This is a genomic window from Phenylobacterium sp., from assembly GCF_046590535.1.
Lineage (GTDB): Bacteria > Pseudomonadota > Alphaproteobacteria > Caulobacterales > Caulobacteraceae > Phenylobacterium.
This window is the reverse complement of record NZ_JBKJTG010000124.1, coordinates 1-10013: the sequence shown is the minus strand read 5'-3', so window position 1 is coordinate 10013 and position 10013 is coordinate 1. Positions and strand designations below refer to the sequence as shown.

Annotated in this window: 11 protein-coding genes; 1 reads left to right on the top strand and 10 read right to left on the bottom strand. The window is 69.1% G+C overall.

Annotation, left to right across the window (positions count from 1 at the left end):
- Nucleotides 1–121: 121 nt before the first annotated feature.
- A complete protein-coding gene (locus ACLL81_RS07505; RefSeq protein WP_411287726.1) occupies nt 122–1360 on the top strand; it encodes a hypothetical protein in 1239 nt (412 codons plus the stop codon).
- On the opposite strand, the gene ACLL81_RS07500 is transcribed toward ACLL81_RS07505, so the two are convergent.
- The 10 genes from ACLL81_RS07500 to rplQ form a co-directional block, all read right to left on the bottom strand.
- Nucleotides 1357–1845: a CC0125/CC1285 family lipoprotein gene (locus ACLL81_RS07500; RefSeq protein ID WP_411287725.1), complete on the bottom strand. Its 489-nt coding sequence runs from the start codon at nt 1843–1845 to the stop codon at nt 1357–1359. The genes ACLL81_RS07505 and ACLL81_RS07500 overlap by 4 nt on opposite strands.
- A gap of 81 nt (nt 1846–1926) precedes the next feature.
- Complete coding sequence (locus ACLL81_RS07495) at nt 1927–2685, bottom strand: RluA family pseudouridine synthase (RefSeq protein ID WP_411287724.1); 759 nt, start codon at nt 2683–2685, stop codon at nt 1927–1929.
- Nucleotides 2682–4004 (bottom strand): replication-associated recombination protein A, encoded by a 1323-nt coding sequence (locus ACLL81_RS07490; RefSeq protein WP_411287723.1) that lies wholly within the window; start codon nt 4002–4004, stop codon nt 2682–2684. Before ACLL81_RS07490 ends, ACLL81_RS07495 begins: the two co-directional genes overlap by 4 nt.
- Before the next feature lie 28 nt (nt 4005–4032).
- Nucleotides 4033–5430: a Do family serine endopeptidase gene (locus tag ACLL81_RS07485; RefSeq protein WP_411287722.1), complete on the bottom strand. Its 1398-nt coding sequence runs from the start codon at nt 5428–5430 to the stop codon at nt 4033–4035.
- 21 nt (nt 5431–5451) lie between these two features.
- Complete coding sequence (locus ACLL81_RS07480) at nt 5452–6768, bottom strand: TCR/Tet family MFS transporter (protein WP_411287721.1); 1317 nt, start codon at nt 6766–6768, stop codon at nt 5452–5454.
- Between the two features lie 102 nt (nt 6769–6870).
- Nucleotides 6871–7335, bottom strand: a complete 465-nt coding sequence (locus tag ACLL81_RS07475) for an SRPBCC family protein (RefSeq protein ID WP_411287720.1) — start codon at nt 7333–7335, stop codon at nt 6871–6873.
- Complete coding sequence (locus ACLL81_RS07470; RefSeq protein WP_411287719.1) at nt 7332–7664, bottom strand: ArsR/SmtB family transcription factor; 333 nt, start codon at nt 7662–7664, stop codon at nt 7332–7334. The genes ACLL81_RS07475 and ACLL81_RS07470 overlap by 4 nt, the downstream gene beginning before the upstream one ends.
- Complete coding sequence (locus tag ACLL81_RS07465; protein ID WP_411287718.1) at nt 7661–8110, bottom strand: VOC family protein; 450 nt, start codon at nt 8108–8110, stop codon at nt 7661–7663. The genes ACLL81_RS07470 and ACLL81_RS07465 overlap by 4 nt, the downstream gene beginning before the upstream one ends.
- Nucleotides 8111–8219: 109 nt before the next feature.
- Nucleotides 8220–9452: an ectonucleotide pyrophosphatase/phosphodiesterase gene (locus ACLL81_RS07460; protein WP_411287717.1), complete on the bottom strand. Its 1233-nt coding sequence runs from the start codon at nt 9450–9452 to the stop codon at nt 8220–8222.
- 95 nt (nt 9453–9547) lie between these two features.
- Entirely contained in the window at nt 9548–9964 is a 417-nt protein-coding gene (gene rplQ, locus ACLL81_RS07455) for a 50S ribosomal protein L17 (protein WP_411287716.1), read from the bottom strand.
- Nucleotides 9965–10013 lie beyond the last annotated feature (49 nt).

The window sequence follows — 10013 nt, the reverse complement described above, 5'->3', positions numbered from 1 at the left end:
TCGCGCCCTTATGCAGCGGCCCGCTCGCGGCGTCGAGACGAGGAAAGTTTCACTGCAACGCCTGGTTAAGTCCACGATGGCCATAGTGTCGCAAGAGACTGGTTTTAGTGGCTGCGCCTGCGTGTCGTCTGACGAGACCAACAGTATCGAACGCATCACCGTCGGCGGCGCGGCGGCGGCGCTTGATCGCCTTGCCGGGACCGATCTGGTCGAACGCGGCTGTGTCACCATCATCAGCGTCGAGGCGATCCGCAAACGCTCCGGCGAGCGCTGGCCGCGCAAGCGCGACGCGGTCTGGGCCTATCTCGGCAAGAAGTTTGACGAGCATCTGGCCTATCAGGACATCCGCCACCGCATCGGCGAGACCGACTTCCTGGTCGCCATGACCTCGGAGGAAGGCGTCGCGGCCCAGGCGGTCAGCCTGAAGATCCTGGAGGAGGCCCTGCTGTTCTTTCTGGGCGTCGCCGATCCCCACCACATGAAGGTCCGCGCCGTCAGCGCCATCAACGGCGAGGAACTGGCCTGTTCGGAGATCGACCCGGCCCGGGTCACCGCCCACAAGCCCGCGCCGCCCGAGGAGGTGATCGCCGTCTCGGCCTATGCCGCCGTCGATCCGGGCGAGGAGCGTCGCCGCAACCCGATCTCCTTCGTCACCGCATCGGGCCAGAACCTGCGCATCGATTTCAGCCTGGAGGCGGCGGTCAGCCTGCGCCACAAGGTGACCGCCGCCCTGCGGATCGAACCCACAGTCACCCACATCGCCAGCGGCCGGGTGATCCCGTCGCGGGCCTTCGCTAAGCTCTCCGACGACGACATCGCCTTCGTCGACCGCGCGTCCCTGGACTATGCGGCCCTGTTCGTGGGCGCCGACGCTGGTCCGCATCCGCCGCTGATCCTGCCGCTCTCTTTCCGCACCCTCTCCACCCGCAAGGGCCGCCAGGCCCTGATCGGCACGGAGGGTCTGCCGCCCCATCGCGTGAGGGCCAGCGTCATGGTGGAGCTGATCGACGTCGATCGCGGCACGCCGGAAGCTCGGCTGCTGGAGGTCACCGGCCTGGTGGGCCAACTCTGCAAGGGCGTGCTCGCCCGCCTGCAGCCCGGCCGCGACGTCACCGGACCGGTCAAGGGCGCGCGGCTGCAGGGGCTGACCGTCGCCGCCGTCGACCTGGGCGGAACCGACAGTCAGGTCGCCAGCCAGATGCTCAACATCGCCGCCCAGGCGCGCGGCCGCTCCCCCGCCCTGATGATCCACGGTCTGCCGTCGGAAGGTTATCTGGACGTCGCCGAGGTCGCGGGCTTCACCCACGCCTCGCTCAAGGCGGCGCGCTCAGACCAGGTGCTGGAACAGCCCGCGGCTTAGGCGCGCGGACCGATGGCGCTGCGCAGGCCCCGGGCGTCATAGACGTCCGCACCCGGCGGCTTCTCGCCCTTGCCCATAACCACCTCGATGGTCTGGGCCAGGGATGGCCCGCCGCCGAGATCGAAGCTGGTGCCCAGGCCGATACCAACCCCACCGCCGCGGCCATAGCTTCCGCCGCCGGTGCCCAGCGACACGCGCGGGCCGTTGTTGGCGCCGGCCTGGCGCATCGTCCGATCCGAGACCCGGAACCAGTCATAGCCGTCGGCCAAGGCGATATCGGCGGCCCTCAGCAGGGCGTAGTCGGCCACCTGCTCGGGCGGCGCGCCGGGACCGCCGCGGAAGGTCACGCGATAGCGTCCGGGCTCGATCCGGTAGTCGGAGAAGCCCACGGCCTGCGGCCCATTGGCGGCGGAGTAGACAGTGGGCGCGCTGGCGCAGGCGCCAAGGCTGGCGCAGAGGGCGGCGGTGAGCAGCAGGCGTTTCATCGGGCGGTCTCGTTGTCTGGTGAAAGTCGAAAGACTTCCGGGGCTTGGCGAGACAACGGCCTGGCGGGGTCAGCGTTCCGATCAGGGCTCGGGCAGACCAATCGCCGAGAGCAGGGCCGCCATGTCAGGCGGCGTCGGCGCCTCGATCCGCCTGGTCCCGCCCTCCGGGTGCGGGAAAGACAGCGCCCCGGCATGCAGCATCAGCCGCGGCACGGGTCGCCCCCCCACCGCCAGCGCCCCGCCATAACGGGCGTCGCCGGAGATTGGCCGCAGGATGGAAGCCAGATGGACCCGCAGCTGGTGCATTCGCCCGGTGTCGGGCGACAGCTCCAACAGGGCGGCGAAGGCGTTGGAGGACAGCGTCTTGTACCGGGTCTTGGCGGTCTCGGCGTCCGGGTGGTCGGGCGGGCAGACCCGCATGAAGGCCTCGCGACCCGCCTCGTCCCGGCGCAGGGGAACCTCGATGGTCCCGCCGGTCGGATCGGGCGCGCCGGGCGTCACAATGGCCCGATAGGTCTTGGAAAACTTGTGGGCCATCATGGCCTTGCCGAGGAATCCTGCGGCGGGCTTGGTCTTGGCCGTCAGGATCACGCCCGAAGTGTCGCGGTCCAGCCGGTGGATCAACCGGGGCCGCGCCTTACCGGGCTTGGCGAAGGCCCAGAGCAGTTCGTCCAGGGTGTGGACCTGCCCGCGCCCGCCCTGGCTGGAGAGCCCTGCCGGCTTGTTCAAGGCCAGAATGTGCGGGTCCTCATAGATCACCAGGCTACGGACCAGGGCGATCTCGTCGGTGCTCAGGGTGACCGGCTTGGGCTCGGCCTTGGTCTTGGGCGGTGGCCTCACTTGCCCTCGCGCTCGGCCCGGATGGCCGCCCAACGTTCCAGCCGGTCCTTAATGCGGGCCTCCGAGCCCTGGTCCTTGGGCTGGTAGAAGCTCTGGCGCGGCATGCCGTCGGGGAAATAGTTCTGGCCGGAGAACCCGCCCTCGGCGTCGTGGTCGTAGGCATAGCCCTTGCCGTAGCCGAGGTCCTTCATCAGCTTGGTGGGGGCGTTGCGGATATGGGCCGGCGGCATGAGGGAACCGGTTTCCTTGGCCGAGCGGATGGCGGCCTTGTAGGCCACATAGACCGCGTTGGACTTGGGCGCGGCGGCCAGGTGGACCACCAGTTGCGCCAGCGCCAGGTCGCCCTCCGGCGAGCCCAGGAAATCGTAGGTGTCCTTGGCGGCGTTCGTCAGGACCAGCGACATGGGGTCGGCCTCGCCGATGTCCTCCATCGCCGCGCGGATCAGCCGCCGCGCGATGAATAGCGGGTCCTCGCCCCCCGTCAGCATGCGGGCCAGCCAGTACAGCGCGGCATCCGGATCGGACCCCCGGATCGACTTGTGCAGGGCGGAGATGAGGTTGTAGTGCTCCTCCCGGTCCTTGTCGTAGGCCGGGCTGCGCTTCTGAAGAATTTCCCCGAGCGCCTTGATCGACAAGGGCTTGGCCGTACCAATGTTGAACAGGGTCTCGGCCAGGGTCAGCAGATAGCGGCCATCGCCGTCGGCCATGGCGGTCAGGGCCTCCCGCGCTTCCGGCTCCAACGGCAAGGTCTTGCCCTCGTGAGCCTCGGCCTTCTCTAGCAGGGTCGACAGCGCCTCGTCGTCCAGGCGCCGCAGCACATAGACCTGCGAGCGCGACAGCAACGCCCCATTCAGCTCGAAGGACGGGTTCTCGGTGGTCGCCCCCACCAGGGTGACGATCCCCTCCTCCACGAAGGGGAGGAAGCCGTCCTGCTGGGCGCGGTTGAAGCGGTGAATCTCGTCGACGAACAGCAGGGTCGACTGCCCCGCCGAGCGCCGCATCTTGGCCTGTTCGAAGGCCTTCTTCAGGTCGGCGACCCCGGAGAACACCGCCGAGAGCTGCTGGAACTCATAGCCCGCCTCCTTGGCCAGCAGCCGGGCGATGGTGGTCTTGCCGGTGCCGGGCGGGCCCCAGAGGATCATCGAGGACAGCCGCTTCGCCGCCGCCATCCGACCGATCGGGCCCCCGTCGCCCAGCAGGTGGTCCTGGCCCACCACTTCGCCCAGCGTCTGCGGCCGCAGCCGGTCGGCCAAGGGCCCGTCCATGGGCGGCGACGGCTGTTGCGGCGTCAGGCCCGCAGCTTCGAAGAGGTCGGCCATGGGGTGCGGCTTAGCATGGAAATCCGGGTCAGGCCGAGAAGGTGGCGGTCACCGTCTGGCCGTTGCGTTCGATGGTCACCCGCCAGGTCCGCTGCGGTTGGGCGATCAGGTCGGCCAGGGCGCGCACGGTGGTGATCTTCACGCCGTTGACCTCGCGCACCCTGTCGCCGGGGCGCAGGCCGACGTTGAGCGCCAGGCCGCGGGTGATCCCAGTGACCAGCACGCCGGGCGGGCCGTAGGGGTCGACCCCCAGCTCATCGGCCACCGCCGGCGACAGGTTGACCACCGTGGCGCCGTCGAAGGGGTGGCGGCCGGTGAGCGTGCGCTGGTCGCGCTCGGGCGTGTTCGGCGGCGGCTCGGCCCGCAGGGTCAGGGTCAGCTCCCGGCCGTCGCGGCGCACCAGCAGGGGCAGGCTGTCGCCGGGGCGATGATTGCCGATGGCGTAGCTGAGCGTGGCGGTGTCCGTCGCGGGCCGGCCATCGACCTGCAGCACCACGTCGCCCGTCTTCAGCCCCGCCCGCGCCGCCGGTCCGCCCGGCCAAAGGTCAGCCACGATGGCGCCCTGCGGCACGCTGAGGCCGAGGCCCCGCGCCAGGTCGGGGGTCACGGTCTGGGTGCGCGCGCCCAGCCAGGGTCGCACCACGGCGCGCCCGCCGCCCACGGCGGTCTCCACCACCCGGCGCACCACGGCCGCCGGGATCGCGAAGCCCACGCCCGAGGACGATCCGGAGCGCGAGAGGATGAAACTGTTCACCCCGATCAGGTCGCCGTCCATGTCGATCAGCGCGCCGCCGGAGTTGCCCGGATTGATGGCCGCGTCGGTCTGGATGTAGCTGGAGGCCGAGTCCCCCGTGGGATCGGCGGTGCGGTTCAGCGCCGAGATGATGCCGTTGGTCACCGTCTGGCCGACGCCGAAGGGGTCGCCGATGGCCAGCACCAGGTCACCAACCTCGTTGTCGCCGGTCTCGTCGATGGGCAGCACGGGCAGGCGCTCGGGCGCCTCTATTTTCAGGATCGCCAGGTCGGTGCGCGGATCAGACAGCAGGACCCGGGCGGGAAACTCCCGGCGGTCGGCCAGCGCCACAGTGATCTCCGTGCCGCCTTCCACCACATGGTAGTTGGTGACGATCACCCCGTCGGAGCGGACGATGACACCGGAGCCCAGCGAGCCCTGAACCCGGGCGCGGGGCTGGCCGCGGCCGAACATCTCCCAGAACGGGTCTGTTTGCTGACGCACCATGCGCTTGGAGGAGATATTCACCACCGCCGGCGCGGCCCGCTTCACCACGGGGGCGAAGGACTGCTTCATGGTGATGGCGCCGGCCGGCGGCGCGCGGTTGGGCTCGGCGAAGATCGGCTGCGCCAGGGCCGCGGGTGCGGCGGCCAGGAGGGCGAGGGTGGGGATCAGGACGTAGCGCACGCGCATGGGCTCTCCGGGGGCGCAGGATCAAGCGTCACTCTTGCAGCGGTTTTCAGGCGCATTGATGGCGGCCACAGGGAGGGGCGACCACGCCGGTGCTGGCTCTGGCGCCGTCGGCATACGCGCGGTCCTGAGCGCCAGCAGGAAGGCCAGCCCCAGCATCGCGGCGGCCAGGTAGATCGCCAGTCCCGGCATCTGGAGCCCCAGGCCCTGGCGCAGCGACCAGGCGAAGGTCTCACCGAAGATCAGTGGCCCGAAGATCGCCGCCAGCCCTTGCAGGCTCTGGTTGGCGCCCTGCAGTTGCCCCTGCTGGTGGGGCGCGACGCGGCGCGTCATCAGCCCCTGCAAACCGGGCATCAGGAAGCCGGTCATGGCGAAGATCGGCACAGCCACGAGATAGATCACGCCGGTGGGCGCCGCGGCGTACCAGGCGAACCCGACCACCCCAGCCGCAGCCCCCAGCAGTACGGCCCGCCGCTCGCCGATCCGCGCTACCACCGGCCCCACCAGGAAGGACTGCACAATCACCCCGGCGATTCCGGTGGCCACAAAGTTCAAGCCCATCACCTGCGGCGTCCAGCCGTAGCGGTAGCCCACATAGAGCACGAAGATCGCCGGTAGCACCATGTGCGAGAGTTGAAACAGGAATCCCACCCCGGCCAAGCCCAGCAGGCCGGGCTGCGAGCGCAACAGCCGCAGCGATCCCAGCGGGTTGGCCTTCCGCCACTCAAAGCGCGCGGCGCGCTTCTCGGGCGGCAAGGACTCGGGAAGGATGAGCAGGCCATAGAGCCAGTTCGCGAGCGTTATAGCCGCTGCGGCATAGAACGGCAGGCGCAGACTGTACTCCCCCAGGAGCCCGCCGATCGCCGGGCCGATGATGAAACCGAAGCTGAAAGCCGAGCCCATCCAGCCGAACGCCTTGGCGCGGTTCTCCGGCGCGGTGACGTCGGCCAGATAGGCGTTGGCGGTTGAGAAGCTGGCCGCCGTCATGCCGTTGAACACCCGGCCCCAGAACAGCCACCAGAGCGTGGGGGCCAGGGCCATGACGATGAAGTCCACCCCCAGGCCGAACAGGGAAATCAGTAGCACCGGCCGGCGGCCCCAGCGGTCGGACATCAGCCCCAGGACCGGCCCGCAGACGAACTGCATGACGCCCCAGACACAGGCGAACAGGACGTTCCACTCCGAAGCCGCCGCCGTGTCGCCGCCGGTGAACTCCTTGATCAGGTTCGGCAGGATCGGGATCATGATCCCGAACGAGATCGAGTTCAGCAGCGCACTGGTGAAGATGAAGCCGAACGCCGGCGTGCGGGCAGGCTGGCGGGAGACGGCAGGTTTGGTCACGAGAGCATCCTTGAACTCAAACCGCCACGTCCGCGGGCCTTAGAGGGTAGGCCGGGCTCCCCTCGGACCATATGAAAACAACCGGGAACTGACGCAACAGCGTTACGCAACTGCGCCAAGCGAGCCGAGCTGGGCCTGCCACCACTCCGCCAGGCGAAGGAGCAGCACAGGGTCCGGAAAGCCGTGGCGGGCGACGCTGTCGGCCGGCACGCCGTCGAAGCCGCGGTGCTCGACGCTGATCCGGGTCTCCTCACCCAAAGCCTGGAAGGTCACCTCGACCTCGGTATGAAGATCCAGTGGGAAGTTCGCCTGCCGCCAGGAGAAAATCAGCCGGGATGGCGGTTCCCAGGCGGTGATCTGGCCGATCGTAAAGACCTTGCCGCTGGCCAGGGTCTCGGTCAGCCGGCCGCCCTGACCGGGTTCGAAGGCCAGCACGCCGGGCGCCCGCGGCGTCGTCTGGAAGAGACTGTTGGGCCGCCACCAGGCGCCGATCTCACCTACGAAGGCGTCGAACACCCGCTGCGGCGCGGCCTTCACCCGCAGCGCCACCAATACCTTGGAGGTCATGCGTCGCGCTCGACGTGGGCCTTGAACGCGGCGAGTTGTTCGCTCCACAGCCGCTCACTCTCCTCGAGCCAGCGGAGCAGGTGGACCATGGGTTCACGCCTCAGGGCGTAGATGCGCACGCGGGCGTCGAACGCCGGGTGGGTTTGCTCTACGAGCCCGCTGGCCCGCAGGGTCTTCAGGTGCCGGCTCATGGCCGGTGGCGTCAGGTCGAGCTCCCGGGCCAGCTCGCCGGCCGAGCGCGGCTGCTGGCTGAGCAGGTCCACCGCGCGCCGCCTATGGGGATCGGCCAAGGCGGCCAGGGTCCGGTCGATCTGCGGCTGGGCGCTCATACCCAGCCGGTGATCTTCAGGCCCGACGCAGCCTCCGCCTCCTCGCGGGTTACAGTGCGGACGCTCTGCGCGACGGTCCAGATGTGGCCTTCCGGGTCACGGCACCGATAGGTGCGGTCGCCGTAGAACTGGTCCTGCGGCTCGGCGATGATCTCCGCCCCTGAGGCCCGGGCCCGCTCGCAGTGGGCGTCGATCGCATCTTCGATCTGGATGTGCACCGTCTGGGTGTTCTTGCCGCCGACGGAGGCCGGGCTCTTGGTGTCCGCGCTCCACTCGCTCCCGACCATCACCACGCCGGTCCCGTGGCTCATCTGCGAGTGCGCGAGATTTCCGTCCGCATCCTCGATCAGCATGACGAGTTGGAAGCCGAGGGCCGTTTCCAGCCATTTCAGCGCCGCCTTGGGATCGCGGTAGAAGACGGCGGACATCAGGGTCGCGGCGGCCATGGCGGCTATCTCTTGTGAAATCCTGCTATATTTGCGTATTTTTGCAACTATCTGTCAAGATACCCGGACATGCCGCTTGGATATGTCTCCCCTCCAGATACCGCCGCCCTCAGGGCGCAAGCGCCTCCCGCAGGTCCGCCAGACGTCCGTCATTTGGCTCTGGCCGCACGCCCGTCAGGCGCGCCAGCAGCGGATAGACCGAGACATTGTCGAACCGGCGCAGGGTGACGCCACGTCGAAAGGCCGGGCCGTGGGCCACAAAGATCGCGGCCATCTCGGGATCAAAGGGATCGAAGCCGTGGGCGCCCAGCGACGGCCTGGTCTGCCTGGCGGCGAAGTCGCGGGTGGTGATCTCCCAGCCGGTCTGCGGCAGGCAGAAGATCGGCGGAATCCGGCGGTGGGTCCCGAAGTGGTAGCGGGCGGGGATGTCGCCCTTGCGCCAGCACTGCATCCGCGGGTGCGGCCTGAGGAGCGCGCGTTCCACCTCAGCCTCGCGTCCGGCGTTCGGCGCCACCGTCATGAAGGCCCCCATGGCCGGAGTCCTGGCGGCGCCCGCTGGTAGGACGTCGTCCGCGAAGATGCGGCGATCCGGCGAGGTGGCCGCCATGCCGTGGTCGGCGGTGATCACCAAGTTGGCGCGAACGCCGCGGGCGCTCAGGCCGTCCACCAGGCGCCCCACCGCCGCGTCGACCTCCGCCGCCGCGGCGTTCACTTGGGCGGAGTCGGGCCCGGCGTCGTGGCCGGCGCTGTCCACTAGGTCGAAGTAAAGCGTAATGAGCCGCGGCCGCCGATCCGGCGGCAGGTCTAGCCAGGCGAGCACTTGGTCGGTCCTCGCCGCCGAGGTCTTGGTTTGGTCAAAAGCCGCCCACAGGCTGGGCCGCACACCCTGGATCGCGGCTTCCGACCCCGGCCAGAACATGGTCCCGCTGCGCACCCCTGCCCGCTCTGCGCTGACCCAGATGGGCGTCGCGTCGTTCCACCACGCCGCGTCGGTGACGGCAGCCTTGTTGGATATCCGGAAGGTGACCCCCGGTATCGTCGGGTCCTCCATGGTGTTGTCCACCACCCCATGGCGGTCCGGCCTGAGGCCGGTGACCAGGGTGTAGTGGTTGGGGAAGGTCTTCGACGGGAACGACGGCCGCATGGAGCCCCGCACCCCGTCCGCCGCCAGGGCGGAGAGCCTGGGCGTCACCCCGCGGTCGAGATAGTCAGGGCGGAAGCCATCGATGGAAATCAGGATGGTGGTCGCCGCCCCGGGGTCCCGCGGCGGCGCGACGGTGGTGCAGGCCGCCAGCGCCAGAGCTGACCAGAGGACGCAGATGAGGCGAAGGGCTGGGATCATCAGCCGATGCTAAGCCGCGCCTTTGACACCGGCGCAAATGAAAAGCCCCGGAAGTTGCCTTCCGGGGCTGATCGAAACGTTATTGAGCGCTGGGCTCAGTCTTCGGTGAAGCCGGCGGAGGCCACCGGACCGGAGTCCTTGCCCTTTTCAGCCGGGTCGCGGTCGACGAATTCGATGACGGCCAGGGGCGCGTTGTCGCCGTGGCGGTAGCCCGCCTTCAGCACGCGGATGTAGCCACCGTTGCGTTCGGCGTAGCGGGGGCCCAGCACGCCAAACAGCTTGCCGACCTGCTCGACGTCCCGCACCACGCTGATCGCCTGGCGGCGCGCATGCAGGTCGCCACGCTTGGCCAGCGTCACCAGCTTCTCGACGAAGGGGCGCAGCTCTTTGGCCTTCGGCAGGGTGGTCACGATCTGCTCGTGCTTGATCAGGCTCGCCGCCATATTGGCGAACATGGCGGTACGGTGGGCGGAAGTCCGACCCAGTTTGCGGTGGGCGTTGCCGTGGCGCATCTCATATCTCCTGGACCGTCTGGTCCGCTGGACGCTTCCGATCTTCGGA